Origin of the sequence: Acidovorax bellezanensis (assembly GCF_025421555.1) — a bacterium.
In the GTDB taxonomy this organism is placed as follows: Bacteria; Pseudomonadota; Gammaproteobacteria; order Burkholderiales; family Burkholderiaceae_C; genus Comamonas; species Comamonas bellezanensis.
This window is the reverse complement of record NZ_JAODYH010000006.1, coordinates 91,764-107,599: the sequence shown is the minus strand read 5'-3', so window position 1 is coordinate 107,599 and position 15,836 is coordinate 91,764. Positions and strand designations below refer to the sequence as shown.

At 66.4% G+C, this 15,836-nt stretch carries 13 protein-coding genes; 4 read left to right on the top strand and 9 right to left on the bottom strand.

Features of this window, described 5'->3' with window-relative positions:
- The first annotated feature begins 117 nt into the window (after positions 1–117).
- Both N0K08_RS13935 and N0K08_RS13930 read left to right on the top strand, forming a co-directional pair.
- Positions 118–1,710 carry a gamma-glutamyltransferase family protein gene (locus N0K08_RS13935; RefSeq protein WP_261500991.1) on the top strand — a complete coding sequence of 531 codons (1,593 nt, stop codon included), beginning with the start codon at positions 118–120 and terminating at the stop codon, positions 1,708–1,710.
- Between the two features lie 92 nt (positions 1,711–1,802).
- Positions 1,803–2,777, top strand: coding sequence for a Bug family tripartite tricarboxylate transporter substrate binding protein (locus N0K08_RS13930; protein ID WP_408642955.1), 975 nt, complete (start codon positions 1,803–1,805; stop codon positions 2,775–2,777).
- A gap of 12 nt (positions 2,778–2,789) precedes the next feature.
- Here N0K08_RS13930 and pdxR read toward each other — a convergent pair whose 3' ends face one another.
- Positions 2,790–4,325: a MocR-like pyridoxine biosynthesis transcription factor PdxR gene (gene pdxR / locus N0K08_RS13925; protein WP_261500990.1), complete on the bottom strand. Its 1,536-nt coding sequence runs from the start codon at positions 4,323–4,325 to the stop codon at positions 2,790–2,792.
- A gap of 140 nt (positions 4,326–4,465) precedes the next feature.
- On the opposite strand from pdxR, the gene gabT reads away from it, so the two are divergent.
- Both gabT and N0K08_RS13915 read left to right on the top strand, forming a co-directional pair.
- The gene (gabT, locus tag N0K08_RS13920; RefSeq protein WP_261500989.1) at positions 4,466–5,731 is read left to right on the top strand and encodes a 4-aminobutyrate--2-oxoglutarate transaminase; all 1,266 of its coding nucleotides are present in this window, start codon (positions 4,466–4,468) and stop codon (positions 5,729–5,731) included.
- An 89-nt stretch (positions 5,732–5,820) separates the two neighbouring features.
- Positions 5,821–7,278: an NAD-dependent succinate-semialdehyde dehydrogenase gene (locus N0K08_RS13915; protein ID WP_261500988.1), complete on the top strand. Its 1,458-nt coding sequence runs from the start codon at positions 5,821–5,823 to the stop codon at positions 7,276–7,278.
- A 24-nt stretch (positions 7,279–7,302) separates the two neighbouring features.
- On the opposite strand, the gene N0K08_RS13910 is transcribed toward N0K08_RS13915, so the two are convergent.
- From N0K08_RS13910 to N0K08_RS13875, 8 genes are all read right to left on the bottom strand, one after another.
- On the bottom strand, positions 7,303–8,028 hold the full coding sequence (locus N0K08_RS13910; RefSeq protein ID WP_315968006.1) for a FadR/GntR family transcriptional regulator: 726 nt from the start codon (positions 8,026–8,028) through the stop codon (positions 7,303–7,305).
- A gap of 5 nt (positions 8,029–8,033) precedes the next feature.
- Positions 8,034–8,882, bottom strand: a complete 849-nt coding sequence (locus tag N0K08_RS13905; protein ID WP_261501018.1) for a DMT family transporter — start codon at positions 8,880–8,882, stop codon at positions 8,034–8,036.
- Between the two features lie 75 nt (positions 8,883–8,957).
- Positions 8,958–10,229, bottom strand: a complete 1,272-nt coding sequence (locus N0K08_RS13900; RefSeq protein WP_261500986.1) for a Zn-dependent hydrolase — start codon at positions 10,227–10,229, stop codon at positions 8,958–8,960.
- 39 nt (positions 10,230–10,268) lie between these two features.
- Positions 10,269–11,324 (bottom strand): histone deacetylase family protein, encoded by a 1,056-nt coding sequence (locus N0K08_RS13895; RefSeq protein ID WP_261501017.1) that lies wholly within the window; start codon positions 11,322–11,324, stop codon positions 10,269–10,271.
- Positions 11,325–11,351: 27 nt separating this feature from the next.
- Positions 11,352–12,335, bottom strand: coding sequence for an NAD(P)-dependent oxidoreductase (locus N0K08_RS13890; RefSeq protein ID WP_261500985.1), 984 nt, complete (start codon positions 12,333–12,335; stop codon positions 11,352–11,354).
- Entirely contained in the window at positions 12,332–13,990 is a 1,659-nt protein-coding gene (locus tag N0K08_RS13885) for an ABC transporter ATP-binding protein (protein ID WP_261500984.1), read from the bottom strand. The genes N0K08_RS13890 and N0K08_RS13885 overlap by 4 nt, the downstream gene beginning before the upstream one ends.
- A gap of 3 nt (positions 13,991–13,993) precedes the next feature.
- Positions 13,994–14,833 (bottom strand): ABC transporter permease, encoded by an 840-nt coding sequence (locus N0K08_RS13880; RefSeq protein ID WP_261500983.1) that lies wholly within the window; start codon positions 14,831–14,833, stop codon positions 13,994–13,996.
- Positions 14,834–14,853: 20 nt separating this feature from the next.
- Positions 14,854–15,828 (bottom strand): ABC transporter permease, encoded by a 975-nt coding sequence (locus N0K08_RS13875; RefSeq protein ID WP_261500982.1) that lies wholly within the window; start codon positions 15,826–15,828, stop codon positions 14,854–14,856.
- Between the last annotated feature and the right edge of the window lie 8 nt (positions 15,829–15,836).

Genomic DNA, 15,836 nt, shown 5'->3' with positions numbered 1-15,836 from the left:
TAAACACGTATTCACTTTGTTGAAAAAAGCCAGCACAGTGGCGGTGACACAGATATAGGAAGCCTGGCCCACGTGCCTGGCTTCCCCGGTTGTTCCACATCTTCAAGAGGCAAACGCATGCGAGATTTCCAGAAATCAGGACGTTCGGTGGTCATGGCCAAGCATGGCATGGCGGCTACATCCCACCCCAGCGCCACACTGGCGGCCATCCAGGTCCTGCAGGACGGCGGCAATGCCATGGACGCGGCGATTGCCGCCTGCGCCGTGCAATGCGTGGTCGAGCCAGGCTCCACCGGCATAGGCGGCGACTGCTTTGCGCTGTACAGCGAAAAAGGCACGGACAAGATCACCGCCTTCAACGGCGCGGGCTGGGCACCGAAGAACATCGATGTCAAAGCCTTGACGGCCACCGGAGACAAGTTCCTGCCGCGCCAGTCCGCGCATGCCGTCACCGTACCGGGCGCCGTCGACGCATGGACCACCTTGCGCGAGAAATTCGGCAGCATGCCCTTGTCCCGCCTCTTCGCGCCGGCCATCGGCTTTGCCGAAGACGGCTACGCCGTGGCCCCGCGCTGCGCCGAAGACTGGCGCATGCAGACCGGCCTGATCCAGGCCACGCCAGAAGGCCAGGAGCTGCTGCTCGTCCACGGCAAGTCGCCCAGTGCCGGCTCGGTGCACAAGCAACCCCGGCTCGCGGCATCGCTGCGCAAGATTGCCGCCGAAGGCCGCAAAGTGTTCTACGAAGGCGAAATTGCGCAGAACCTGGTCAGCTATTTGCAAAGCAAGGGCGGCAGCCACACGCTGGAAGACTTTGCCAACTACCGCGGCGAGTTCCTGGACCCCATCAAGGTCCAGTACCGGGGCTACGAAGTCCATGAATGCCCGCCTCCGGGCCAAGGCATCGTGGCGCTGCTGCTGCTCAACCTCCTGCAGCAAAAAGCCGTGGCACCCGACCCTTTGTCGGCCGAACGCATGCGCACGGAAATCGATGCCACCCGCCTCGCCTACAAGGTGCGCGATGCACTGCTGGCCGACCCCAAATTCGCCGACATGGATGTCGACTACATCCTGTCCGCGGAGTTTGCGCGCCGCGTCAGCGAAGGCGATATCGCCGAAGTCATAGACAGCACCCGCCAGAACCTGGCCGTGGAGCACAAGGACACGGTCTACATCAGCGTGGTCGACAAGGACCGCAACTGCGCCAGCTTCATCAATTCCGTCTTCCACCCCTTTGGCTCCGGCTTGATCGATCCCCAGAGCGGCATTCTTTTGCACAACCGGGGCCAGAGTTTCGAGCTGACGCCCGGACACCCCAACTGCATAGGCCCGTGGAAGCGCCCCCTGCACACCATCATCCCCGGCATGGCCACGCAAAACGGTCAGGTGGAGTACGTCTTCGGCGTCATGGGCGGCCACTACCAGGCCATGGGCCACGCGCACTTTCTGAGCAAGGTGGTGGACTACGGCATGGACATTCAGGCGGCCAGCGATCTGCCCCGGCTCTTCCCCCTGCCTGGGCAGGACATTGTCGAGTGCGAGCACACCATGCCGCAAGAAACCAAGGCCGGTCTGGAGGCCATGGGCTACCAGCTGGCCGAGCCCCTGCAGCCGGCGATCGGCGGGGCCCAGGCCATCCGCATCGACTGGCACAACGGCGTGCTGCATGGCGCCTCCGACCACCGCAAGGACGGTTGCGCACTGGGCTACTGAGCCCAGCGCCGAGCACGGCACCGCCGGCCGTCGCTGCCGGTGCCCGCTTCCCGGAATCGATTCACGTTTTCTCACCGATGAAAGATCAGATCATGCAGTTCAATAAGTACCTGAAAGCCGCTGCTTTCGCATTGCTCGCTGGTCATATGGCAGCCGGCATGGCCAACGACAACGAATGGCCCACACGGGCCGTCAAGATCGTCGTGCCTTTTTCCGCCGGTTCCGCCACCGACTTGATCACGCGCCAACTGGCCCACAACCTGGGCATCAAGTTCAAGCAGCCCTTCATTGTCGAGAACAAGCCGGGCGGCTCGGCCGGCATCGGCAGCGTCGCGGTCGCCCGCGCTCCCGCCGATGGCTACACCTTGCTGATGACGGGCCCTGCCTCCATGGTGACGAACAAGTTCACCGTCAAGAACCTTAGCTACAACCCCGATAAGTTCGAAAAAGTGGCCCTGGTGGCCTACACGCCCAATGTCTTGCTGACCAACAAGGACCAGCCTTTCAAGACCCTGGCCGAAATGATCCAGTACGCCAAGGCCCATCCAGGCGTGCTGACCTATGCGTCCTTCGGTGCGGGCACGACTTCGCACATCGCCGGTGAAATGCTCAAGCAGATGGCGGGCGTGGACATTGTTCACGTGCCCTACAAAGGCGCGGGCGATGCCATTCCTGCCTTGATCGCCGGCCATGTGTCCATGTACTTCGACACCATCATGACCGCCCTGCCCCAGGTCAAATCGGGCCGCCTGATCTCTCTGGGACTGTCGACCAGCAAGCGCTCCGACATGGCCAAGAGCATCCCCACCATTGCCGAGCAAAACTATCCCGCCTACGACATCGCACCCTGGTACGGGATTGCCGCTCCGCAAGGCACGCCCAAGCACATCGTGAACCAGCTCAACCTGGCCATCAACGAAGCGCTGGACACTCCGGATTTCAAGGCCAAGCTGCAAGGCACGGGCGCCGAAGCCATGGGCGGCAGCGTGCAGGACTTCGAGCAATTCATCGCCCGCGAGATGCCAAAAACCGAGGCCATCATCGCGGCCGCCGGCTTGAAGCCCTAACCGCCAGCGGGCCTAGGCCGTGGGTGCAAGCTGCTTTCTGAGCACTTGCACCAGCGTGAAAAAGGCCAGCTGCATCTGCGCTTCCGAGACGCTGGCATAGCCCAGCAGCAAGCCTTTGCGCGCGTCCGGTCCCACGTAATATTGCGACAGCGGGCGCGCCAATACGCCCGCTTCCGACAAGCGCTTGGTCAGCAGCTGGTCGTCGACATGGGCCGGCAGTGGCAGCACCAGGTGCAGGCCTGCCTGGCTGTCGTGTCCGGGCATGAACTCGTCGCCCAGGTAGCGCTGCACCAGCTGCAGCAAATGCTCTCTGCGGCGCGCATACAGCACGCGCATCCGGCGGATATGCGCGGCGTAATGGCCGCCTTCCATCAGCTCGGCCAAGGCCTGGTGCGTGATCTGGTGGCCTTCGCGGTACATCTCCGCATGCATGCGCTGCATGGGCTCGACCAGGCCTTGCGGCAGCACCATATAGCCCACGCGCAATCCGGGAAACAGCGTCTTGCTGAAGGTCCCGACGTAAATCACTGGCGCGTTCAATTCCAGCCCCTGCATGCTGGGCACCGGGCTGCCGGAAAAGCGGAACTCGCTGTCGTAGTCGTCTTCCACAATCCAGGCGCCCACCTTGCGCGCATAGGCCAGCAAGGCCTTGCGCCGCGCCAGGCTCATGACGCTGCCCAGCGGGTACTGGTGGGACGGCGTGGTGCAGATCAGGCTGGGCACCGGCGCTTGCGGCTCCAGCACCATGCCCTCGCCATCGACCTTCATGCCGTGAATGGCAATGCCTTCACTCATGCGCAGGACATTGGCAATCCCCCAGTAGCCTGGTTCTTCCATCCACACATGCTCGCCGGGATTGACCAGAACGCGTGCCGCCAGATCGATCGCCTGGTGCACGCCTTCGGTGATCAGGATCTGCTCCGGCTGGCATTGCACCGAGCGGGCCACCCGCAAATGCGCGGCCAGCGCCTTTTGCAAGGCCGTCACATGGGCTTGCGTGCCATAGGTCAGCATCTGCGGCGGTGCATGCCGCCACAGCCGGTTGAGAATGCGCGCATAGACCTCCCGGGGGAACTCCGACACATCGGGCACGCCCGGCATGAAAGCCCCCCATTGCTGGGGTGCGGCCGAGGCCTGGGCCAGCACCCGCTGCGCCCGGTCGGCGAGCCTGACCAGCGGCTGCGGATAGGGCTCGCTGGCCAGCGCACGCTGGCGCCCGGACAGGCGCGGGGCGTGCAGCAGTTGCTCTGGCGCCGCATCCGCGACAAAGGTGCCGCTGCCCACGCGGGCCTGCACATAGCCTTCGATGCGCAACTGCTCGTAAGCATTCGACACCGTGTTGCGCGCCACCTGCAGCTCCCGCGCCAGATCCCGCGACGCTGGCAAGCGGCTGCCGGGTTCGAGCACCCTTTCGGAAATGGCCTGGCGCAGGCAGGCGCTCAGGCGCTGGGTCAAGCCCTGCCCTGCGCGGCCCGGCCCTGCGCGGCCCGGCCCTGCCCCACGTTCCCACCCCATTTGCAGCACCAGGTCTGCGCACACTGATTGCATAAGTCCGTCTTTTCCTGCGTTGTTGCGGTATTCCGCGTCACCAATCCAATTGGCACCATATTCTGACGCCAAAGTGGCCTAGCCCAATGGGCCAATTCAGGCTTCTAATGAGATCACTTCAACGTTTTACTGTGAACACCATGAGCACCAACGCCGACCTCAAACAACGCCGTCTCGCAGCCGCTCCCCGCGGCGTCGGCGTCATGTGTGACTTCCATGCAGCGCAGGCCGACAACGCGCTGATCACCGATGTCGAAGGCAAGCAATACATCGACTTCGCCGCCGGCATCGCCGTGCTCAACACCGGCCACCGCCATCCGCGTGTCGTGGCAGCCATCCAGGAACAACTGGGCCACTTCACGCACACGGCCTACCAGATCGTGCCGTACGAAAGCGCCATCGCGCTGGCCGAGCGCCTCAATGCGCTCGCGCCCATCGCCGGCCCGGCCAAGACCGCGTTCTTCACCACCGGCGCCGAAGCCGTGGAGAACGCCGTGAAGATCGCCCGCTACGCCACGGGCCGCTCGGCCGTGATCGCCTTCAACGGCGCGTTCCATGGCCGCACGCTGATGGGCCTGACGCTGACCGGCAAGGTCATGCCCTACAAGGGCGGCTTCGGCACCATGGTCAGCGACGTCTACCATGTGCCTTTCCCCAGCGCCATGCAAGGCGTGGAAGTCAGCGACTCGCTGGCCGCGCTGGAAATGCTGTTCAAGGTGGATGTGGACCCCAAACGCGTGGCCGCCATCATCATCGAGCCGGTGCAGGGCGAAGGTGGTTTCAACCCCGCGCCACCCGCACTGATGGAAGGCCTGCGCAAGCTCTGCGACCAGCACGGCATGCTGCTCATCGCCGATGAAGTGCAGACCGGTTTCGGCCGCACGGGCAAGATGTTCGCGATGGAGCACCACAGCGTGAAGGCCGACCTGATCACCATGGCCAAGAGCCTGGGCGGCGGCATGCCCATCTCCGGTGTCGTGGGCCGCGCCGAAATCATGGACGCGCCCCACCCCGGCGGCCTGGGCGGCACCTACGCAGCCAACCCCCTGGCGGTGGCCGCATCGCATGCCGTGCTGGACATCATTGAAGACGAAAAGCTCTGCGCCCGCGCCCAGGCCCTGGGCAGCAAGCTCCAGGCCCGTCTGCGCACCCTGCAGGCGGCGGACGCGGGCATCGCCGATGTGCGCGGCCTGGGCTCCATGGTCGCCGTGGAGTTCCGCAAGAACGGCGTGCCCGATGCCGAGCGCGTGAATGCCCTGGTGCAGGCTGCCATGGCCCAAGGCCTGCTGCTGCTGACCTGCGGCATGTACGGCAACGTCGTGCGCTTCCTCTACCCCTTGACCATCGAGGATGCGCTGTTCGACCGCGCGCTGGACCTGCTCGACACCCTCATCCAGGGCCGCTGAGCCCAGGGGCTGCTGCGTCGGCCCCGTCACTTTTCCGGCCTTGGCTGCTCCCCGGCCCAGGCCTTTTTTTTCTTTCATCCCCCCACGCCATGTCTTTATCCCTGCAACGCCCCGACCTGTTTCGTCAAGCCTGCCTGCTCGCCACCGGCTGGCAGGAAGTGGGCGACGGCCCGCGTATCGCCGTGCACAACCCGGCGACGGGTGAGCTGATCGGCCATGTGCCCGAACTGGGCCACGCCGAAACCGTCGCGGCCATCGCCGCGGCCGAGCGCGCCATGAAGCCCTGGGCCGCACTGACGGGCAAGCAGCGCGCGGCCATACTGCGCCGCTGGTACGAGCTGCTGCTTGCGCACCAGGACGACCTGGCCCGCATCATGACGCTGGAGCAAGGCAAGCCCCTGGCCGAAGCCAAGGGCGAAGTGGGCTACGCAGCCTCGTTCATCGAATGGTTCAGCGAGGAAAGCAAGCGCATCGATGGCGAGATCCTGCAGTCGCCCAACGCCGCCCAGCAGTTGCTGGTGATCAAGCAGCCCATCGGCGTCTGCGCGGCCATCACGCCCTGGAATTTCCCGGCCGCGATGATCACCCGCAAGGCCGGCCCAGCCCTGGCCGCCGGCTGCGCCATGGTGCTCAAGCCTGCGGAAAGCACGCCGTTCAGCGCCCTGGCCCTGGGCGTGCTGGCCCTGGAAGCCGGCATCCCGGCGGGTGTCTTCCAGGTGCTGACCGGCGACCCCAAGGCCATAGGCCAGGCCCTGTGTGAAAGCGATACCGTGCGCAAGCTCAGCTTCACGGGCTCGACGCAGACCGGCCGCCTGCTGATGCAGCAGTGCAGCGGTACGGTGAAGAAGCTCTCGCTGGAACTGGGCGGCAACGCACCGCTGATCGTTTTCGAAGACGCCGACATCGACAAGGCCGTGGCCGGCATCCTGGCGTCCAAGTTCCGCAATGTGGGCCAGACCTGTGTCTGCGCCAACCGCATCTATGTGCACGCCAGCATCTACGAACAGGTGGCCGAACGCGTGGTCTCCGCCGTGGCCCAGTTCAAGCTGGGCAACGGCCTCACGCCCGGCGTCACCCACGGCCCGATGATCAACGCCGCCGCAGTGCGCAAGGCCCAGCAGCATGTCGCCGATGCCGTGGCCAAGGGTGCGCAACTGCGCCTGGGTGGCCAGCAGTCCGCGATGGGCCCGTATTTCTTCGAGCCCACGGTGCTGACGAACATGAGCGACGACATGCTGGTGCACAGCGAAGAGACGTTCGGCCCCGTGGCGCCGCTGTTCCGCTTCGACAGCGAAGAAGAAGTCGTGGCGCGCGCGAACGACACCATCTTTGGCCTGGCCGCCTACTTCTTCACCGAAAGCCAAAGCCGCACCTGGCGTGTCGCCAAGGCGCTGGAATACGGCATGGTGGGCATCAACACCGGCCTGATCTCCAACGAAGTCGCGCCCTTTGGCGGCGTCAAGCAATCCGGCCTGGGCCGCGAAGGCTCCAAGCACGGCATTGAGGACTATCTGGAACTCAAATACCTGTGCCTGCAGACCGACTGAGCCGCCGTACAGCACCCCGCGGCTTCAGCTGACCCAGCCTTCGGGGTCCTCGCGCAGCCGCGCCATGATGGCATTGATGTGATAGGCCATGGCATGGCGGGCGCGCACCGCATCGCCGGCGCAGATGGCGTCCACGATGCGCACATGTTCATTCCACGCGATCTGCCAGATTGCCGGCGTGACGAAGTAGTCATCGAGCCGCTGGAACATGCGCGAGCGCTCGCGCAGGTCCCACAAATGCATGCAGGCCGAAGCCAGGGCCGCGTTGGGGCAGGCTTGGGCCACGGCCTGGTGGAACATGCGGTCGTAATGCAGCGGCCCCTGGCCTGCGGCGGGATGCTGGTGTGCCCATTCCGTTGCCCGGTGCAACTCGGCCAACTGCGCGCGCTGCTCGGGCGTGGCGTGCTGGGCCGCCAGCGCCGCGCACTCGGGCTCGACCAGCAGGCGCGCCTCCAGCAACTCGAACGGCGCCATCTCGGCGGCGGCCTCCGCCTGGCGCAGTCCCTCGCCCGTCGGCAACAGGGCGCAGACGTAGATGCCGCTGCCCATGCGCACGTCCACGTAGCCGCTGATTTCCAGCGCGATCAGGGCTTCGCGCACCGAAGACCGGCTGACATCGAAGCTCTCCGCGAGCTCGCGCTCGGAAGGCAGGCGCGCGCCCAGGGGGAACTTCCCGGCTTCGATGCGCGCACGGATCTGCTCGGCAATCTCGCGGTACAGCCGCCGGGTGGAAATGCTCTGGGAGGGCATGGACATCATTGGCGGCGCAAGGCCAGATAAAGCCCGGCGCTGCCGATCAGCGCAATACCGCCCATGGCCCAGGCATCGGGCGCCGCTCCGAGCCAGAAAGCGCTGATGGCCACGGCCATCAACAGCTGCAGGTAGTTCAACGGCCCCAGGGTGCCGGCCGAAGCCCGCTGGTAGGCGGCCAGCATGAGCAGTTGCCCCAGGCCGCTGGCCAGCGAGCCGACCACCAGCACCGGCCACTGCGCCGCCGTCGGCCAGGTCAGCGGCCACGCCAGCCAGCCCGGGAAAGCCGTCACCAGCAGGCAGATCCAGGCCATGTGCGCGAACTGGATAGGCCCGGGCACCTGCCCGGCCAGCTTGCGCGTGAGCAGCTGGAAGACCGCATAGCAGGCCGCGGCCAGCACCATCAGCAGCGTGCCTTGCAGCGGCAGGCTGTTGCCGGGGCGCACCACCAGCAGCATGCCCACGAAGCCCAGGGCCACCGCTGCCCATTGCACGGCGGAAACGGACTCTCCCAGCCAGCGCCGGGCCAGCCACACCATCAGCAGGGGGGCGGTGAAGTAGATCGCCGTCGCCTCGGCCAGCGGCATGGTGACCAGCGCCGTCATGAAGCTCGTGCCCACCACGCCCAGGCACAGGCTGCGCCACCAGAGGTTGGGTTGGCGCAAGGCGCCGGCGATCGCCTGGGTCGCCCCGGGCGTGGCGCGGCAATAGCGCCACAGCAGCCCGGCCGCCACCACATTGATCGTCAGGTAGCGCGCCAGGTTCATCACCACCGGGCTGTGCTGGGTCAGCATGGTCTTGGCAAAAGCGTCATAGAACGCAAACACCATCAAGGTGCCGAGAAACAGCCACATGCCCTGCACCTGCGGTGACAGGCGCTGCCAGAAGTTCAGGGCCACCGGCCCTGCCTGGCCTTCGGCGCCGGGCATTCAGCGCGCCTGCCCGGCCTGGGCCAGCATCACATCGCACAGCACCTGGCAGCCCGCGGCCAGATGGACCGGGTCCGCATCTTCCGACTCGTTGTGGCTGATGCCGTCCTTGCAGGGCACGAACACCATGGCCGTGGGAACGCGCCGCGCCATGTACACCGCATCGTGGCCGGCGCCGGTCAGGATGCGCTGGTGCGACAGCCCGCGGGCCTGCGCAGCTTCCTCGACCGCGTCGATCAGGTGGGCGGCAAACGGCGTCGCCGGGAACTCCTGCACGTCCACCACCGACACCTGCAGGCCCGCCGTGCCCCGGGCCACGCGCGCGGCGGCGGCGCGAAAGCGCGCTTCCATCGCATTCAGCTGTGCCATGTCGGGGTGGCGCAGGTCCACGGTGAATTTCACCTGGCCGGGAATGACATTGCGCGAGTTGGGGTGCACATGGACTTCGCCCACGGTGCCGCGCCCCGCGGGCGCGAACGGCGCGGCGTTGGCGATGTCCACCACTTCGCGCATGAGTTCCGCGGCCGCGTACAGCGCGTCCTGGCGCATGGGCATGGGCGTAGGGCCTGCGTGGGCTTCCATGCCGGTCACCGTCACGTCGTACCAGCGCAGGCCCAGCGAACCCGTGACCACGCCAATCGTCTTGTCCTCGGCTTCGAGGATGGGGCCTTGCTCGATGTGCGCTTCGAGGTAGCACTGGGGCTGCAGCTGGCCCACCGGCAGCGTGCCGCGGTAGCCTATGCCGTCCAGGGCCTGGGCCACAGAAATGCCCTGGCCGTCACGGGCTTCCAAGGCCACTTGCTTGGGGAAGATCGCGCAGTGCACGCCCGAGCCCATCATGGTGGGCACGAAACGCGAGCCCTCCTCGTTGGTCCAGATGGCCAGCGCCAGCGGCGCCTCGGTTTCCACGCCCTGCTCCTGCAAGCTGCGCATCACTTCCAGGCCGGCCATGACGCCGAAGCAGCCATCGAAGCGGCCGCCCGTAGGCTGGGTGTCGATGTGGCTGCCGGTCATCACGGGCGCCAGCTCGGGATCGCGGCCCGCGCGCAGGCCGAAGATGTTGCCGACTTCATCGATCTGGATCTGCAGCCCGGCTTCGCGCATCCAGCCCACGACCAGATCCCGCCCCTGGCCGTCTTCGGCCGTCAATGCCAGGCGGCAGCTGCCGCCTTTGGCCGTCGCGCCTATGCGCGCCAGCTCCATCAGCGATTGCCACAGGCGATCACCACGCACGTTCAGGCGCGCCTGCACGGGATTGAGACATTCCACCATATTGACTCCCAGTTCAAGAATATTCGCGAGCAAAAAACGTCAGACCGCGCCCAGGCCTTCGAGCAAGGCGGTGAGGCCGGGCTGCAGGGAATCGACCATGTAGCCGCCCTCTTGCACCACCACCACGGGCAGGCCCAGCGCGCGCAGCCGCTGGCCGACCATGCGATAGGCCTCGAAGTCGAAGCGCAGCACGCTGATCGGGTCGTACTCGTAGGTGTCGAAACCGATGGCCAGCACCACGACCGCGGGAGCGAACTCCTCCACGGCCTGCACGGCCGACGCCAGCACGGGCGCAAAGTCCGCGGTGGTGCTGCCGTGGGCCAGCGGGAAGTTGCGGTTGCAGCCCTCGCCCGCGCCCACGCCGCGCTCATCGGTGAAGCCGGTATAGAAAGGAAAGTAGGCGCTGGTGTCGGCGTGCGTCGAGACGGTCAGCACATCGCCGCGGTCGTAGAAGATGTTCTGCGTGCCGTCGCCATGGTGGGCATCCACGTCCAGCACGGCCACGCGGCCGAAGTGCTCGGCCAGGATCTGCGCCGCCAGGGCGTTGTTGTTCACATAGCAAAAGCCGTTGGCCCGATCGTGGTGGGCATGGTGGCCCGAAGGCCGGCACAGCGCATAGGACAGGCGCGCGCCGTCCACCACCGCCTGCGCGGCCGCGGCGGCCGTATGGGCCGAGCGCAGGATGGAGCGCCAGCTCTTGGGTCCCAGCGGGCAGGACAGGTCGCCCAGGTAGTAGCCGGTCTGCGCCACCAGCGAAGGCGATGGACAGGGCTTGCGCCGTTGTCCCGGCGCCACGCCGTAGTAGGGCGACAGATTGGGCAGGACTTCAATGCCCGGCTCCACGCCCATGCCCTGCAGCGCCTGCCAGCGCTCGTAGGCGCCGGCCAGGTAGTCAATGTAGTGCGGGCTGTGCACCTTGTGCAGCAGTTCCGCCCCGCCATCGGCCGGCACCTGCACGCTCGCGCCGCAGGCCTGCAGGGCGCGAATCAAGGCCTCGGCGCGCGCGGGCACATCGGTGGGCTTGTGCAAGCGCCCCAGGCGCATGAACTGCTGTGGGTCGTGGCCCAATTGCTCGGCATCAAAAAAAGCCTGGATCATCGATTTTCCTTTTCGTGCTTCACTTCAGTAACCCTGTGCTCTGTCCACCGCGGCGTCCAAAGGCCGGCCCGCCTGCGCCTGCTGCCAATGCCGCAAGGTCTGCTCGGCGATCACCGCGGGGGCCGTGCGCGTGGCGATATGCGGCGTGATTTCCACGCCTGCGGTGCGCCACCAGAAGTGCTCCGCCGGCAAGGGTTCCTGCGCGAACGAGTCCAGGGTTGCCAAGCCGACCTGGCCGCTGTGCAACGCTGCCTGCAGGTCGGCGTCAACCACATGCAGACCGCGCCCGACATTGATCACATGGGCGCCCCGCGCCAGCTGCGACAGACACTTCTGGTTCACGAACCCCTGTGTCTGCGCCGTCAACGGCAGCAGACAGACCAGGGCGTCCAGCCCCTGTAGGAACATATCCCGTTCCGCCTCGCCAGCGTAGTGGGAGCAACCCGACAAAGGCGCGGCCGGGGCCGTGCGGCTCCAGCCGCGCACCTGGTAGCCGATGGCCGCCAGCACCTGGGCACAGCGCGCGCCCAGCGTGCCCATGCCGGCGATGCCGACCGTGTACTGCGTGGCCGGCACCACCGGCAGTTCCCGCCACAGGCCCTGTGCCTGCTGGCGCGCATAGGTCGCGCGCTGCCGGTGGCCGGCCGCGACCGTGCCCACGACATAGGCCGTCATGCCCGAGGCCATGTGGGGGTCGCGAATGCGCCCCAGCGGCAGGTCCGGCGGCAGCGTGGGATCGGCCAGCAAATGGTCGACGCCGGCCGCGAGCGACTGCGCCAGCTGGACCCGCGGCAGGTGCGGCCACAGCCCCAGCGGCGCATCCCAGCACAGCGCCAGATCCACTTCCTCACCGCCTGGCACGCCGGCCAGCGACGGCGTAGGCGGCAGCAGGCGCAGTTCCACCGCCTGCCCTGCACGGTCGAACGCCGACTGCAGCGGCGCCAGCAGGTAAGTCATGTCCAGGTGCCGGCTGGCCAGCAGCAGCACCGTCACGCCCTGCGCGTTCATGCCAGCTCCAGCGGGCTCAGCGCCGCGCTCGCCAGCTTGGGGATGGCATCTATCAGGCAGCGGGTATAGGGGTGCTGCGGATTGCACAGCACTTCCTGGCTGGTGCCGTACTCCACGATCTCCCCCCTTTGCATGACCGCGATGTGGTCGCACAACTCGCCCGCCACGCGCAGGTCGTGGGTGATGAAGACCATCGCCAGGCCGAACTCCTCGCGCACCTGGGCAAACAGCTTGAGCACCTGGGCCTGCACCGACACATCAAGGGCCGACACCGGCTCGTCGGCGACCAGCAGCTGGGGCTCCATCGCCAGGGCGCGCGCAATGCCTATGCGCTGGCGTTGCCCGCCCGAGAACTCGTGCGGAAAGCGATCGGCGGCCTCGGGCCCCAGGCCCACGAGCTGCAGCAGCTCGAGCGCGCGGGCCATGGCTTTGTCCTTGGGAACGCCCTGGGCGATGGGCCCGGCGGCAATGGTCGGGCCTATGCGGTGGCGCGGATTCAGCGAGGCATAGGGGTCCTGGAAGACCATCTGGATCTTGCCCGCGGCCACGGCCCGGAAGTCGGACTCGGGGTGCAGGCTCTTGCCGTTGAACAGGATGCGCCCCTCATCGAAGGAATGCAGGCCCACCAGGCACTTGCCCACGGTGGACTTGCCCGAACCCGACTCGCCGACCAGGCCCAAGGTTTCCCCACGACGCAGGTTGAAGGAGATCTTCCTGGCCGCGTGCACGCGCCGGCCCTTGGTGAACAGCCCGCCGCCCGATTGGTAGACCTTTTCCAGGTCCTGCACCTGCAGCACGAAATGCGGGGAACGCTGCGTTGGCAGCCTGCGCACCTGGCCTGTGGGAATCGCCGCCAGCAGCTTTTGCGTATAGGCATGCTGTGGGCGCAGCAGCACGTCGCTGGCCGCGCCCTCCTCCACGCAGCGCCCCATCTGCATCACCACCACCTGGTCGGCGATCTCGGAGACGACGCCGAAGTCATGGGTGATGAACAGCACGGCCGTGCCTTTGCGCTCCTGCAATTGCCGTATGAGTGCCAGGATCTGCGCCTGGGTGGTGACGTCCAGGGCCGTCGTGGGCTCGTCGGCGATCAGCAAGGTGGGCTCGAGCAACAGCGCGCAGGCAATCATCACGCGCTGACGCTGGCCGCCAGAGAGGCGAAACGGATAGCTCTGGCAGATCAGCTCCGGCTCCGGCAGGCCCACATCGCCCAGGGCCGCGATGATGCGGCGCTGCTTTTCCGCGCTGCCGAGCGAAAGATGCGCATCGAACACTTCCTCCAGCTGCGCGCCTATGCGCATCACCGGATTGAGGGCCGTCATCGGCTCCTGGAAAATCATGCCTATGCGCTGGCCGCGCAGGCTGCGCATCTGCGCCTCGTCGAGCGGCAGCAGGTCCTGGCCTTCGAACAGCACCTGGCCGGCCACGGGCGCCACATGGGGCTTGGGCAGCAGGCCCATGACAGCGTTGGCAATCATGGATTTGCCCGAGCCGGACTCGCCCACCACGCACAGCGTCTTGCCGGGCAGCAGATCGAAGGAGACGCCATCGACGGCCAGCTGGCGGTCGCCGCCGGCGGGCAGCTTGATGCTCAGGCCCCGCACCTTGAGCACGGGTGCGGCGGCGGAATTCAGTACAGCGTGAGGTGCATTCATGGCTTATTTCCTTGCGTCCAGGCGGCTGTTGAGACCGTCGTTGAGGCCTTCTCCGACCAGATTCAGGGCGAGCACCGTGAGAACGATGGACAGGCCGGGAAAGACCGCCATCCACCAGGCCTGACGCATCACCGTGCGGGCGGTGCCGACCATGTAGCCCCAGCTCATCTGGTTGGGATCGCCCAGACCCAGAAAGCTCAGGCTGGACTCGAGCAGGATGGCGCTGGCCACCATCAGCGAGGCCATCACCACGATGGGCGAAATGGCGTTGGGCAGGATCTGCGTGAGGATGATGCGCGGCGTCGATTGGCCGGCGAGCAGGGCCGCCGAGACGAAGTCGCGCTGGCGCAGGGTCAGGAACTCGCTGCGCACCAGGCGTGCGACCGGCGGCCAGGAAACGATGGCGATGGCCGTCACGATGGAAGCCACCGAAGGCTCGAAGATGGCCACCAGCACGATGGCCAGCGCGAAGCTGGGCACCGACTGGAACAGCTCGGTGAAACGCATCAGCAGCGCGTCCACCCAGCCGCCGAAATAGCCCGCGACGGCGCCCAGCCCCACGCCGATGATCAGCGACACGGCCGTCGACACCAGGCCGATGATCAGCGAGACCCGGGCCCCATAGACCAGCCCGGCGAGAATGTCCCGCCCCATGGTGTCCGTGCCCAGCAACATGCCATCAGCCCCCATGGGCGGCACGAACGGCGCGTCGACCATGTCCCAGGGGTTGTGGCTGATCAGCAGGGGACCGACCAGGGCCACCAGCGCCACCCAGGCCAGCACGAACAGGCCCAGAACGGCGCCCTTGTTGCGGCCGAATCGCCGCCAGAATGCTTTGCTCATGATGTGCTTTCAAAAATGGTTCAAGCCAGCTCTATGCGCGGGTCCACCAGCGTGTAGATGAAGTCCGTGATGAGGTTGAAGAGCACCGCCATGGCCGAAGTCACCAGAAAGCAGCCCATCAGCAGGTTGTAGTCGCGCTGCAGCAGCGCTTCCAGCATCAGCCGGCCTATGCCCGGCCAGCTGAAAACCGTCTCGGTCAGCACCGCGCCGCCAATCATTCCGCCAGCCTGTATGCCCGCCAGCGTCACCACTGGCAGCAAGGCGTTGCGCAGGATGTGCGCGCGCTGGATGCGCCGCGGGTGCACGCCCTTGGCCCGCGCGGTCTTGACGAAATCCATCTGCGCCACTTCCAGCATCGAGGAGCGGGTCATGCGCACATAGACCGCCATGTAGAACAGCGCCAGCGTGATCGACGGCAGCAGCAGATGCTTGAAGATGTCCCAGGCCAGGGCGATGCCGCTCAGGTCCGCGCCCACGCTGAAGAAGCCAAAGCCCGGCAGCCAGTCCAGCGAGACGGTGAACACCAGCACGGCCATCATCGCCAGCCAGTACAGCGGCGTGGCGTAGAACACCAGCGAAAAGACGGTGATCACGCTGTCCACCCAGGTGCCGACCTTGCGGCTGGCCCAGGCGCCCAGCGCCACGCCCAGGATCAGCGACAGCACGAAGGCGCTGCCCGTGAGCAGCAGCGTGGCCGGCAGCCGCTCCAGAATCAGGTCCAGCACCGGCTGCTGCTGGCGGTAGGAAAAGCCCAGGTCCAGTTGGACCACATTGCTGAGGTAATGCCACAGCTGCATGGGCAAGGGCTGGTCCAGGCCGAACTGGCTGCGCAGCTGGGCGACGAACTGCGCGTCGGAGGCGCCGGCCTCCCCGGCCATCACCGACACCGGGTCGCCGGGTGCCGCCCGGATCAGCAGAAAATTCACGGTGGCGATGACCAGAATGGCCATCAGGCCCTGGGCCACCCGCTTGAGCATCAATTGCAATCGGTTCATATCGTTCT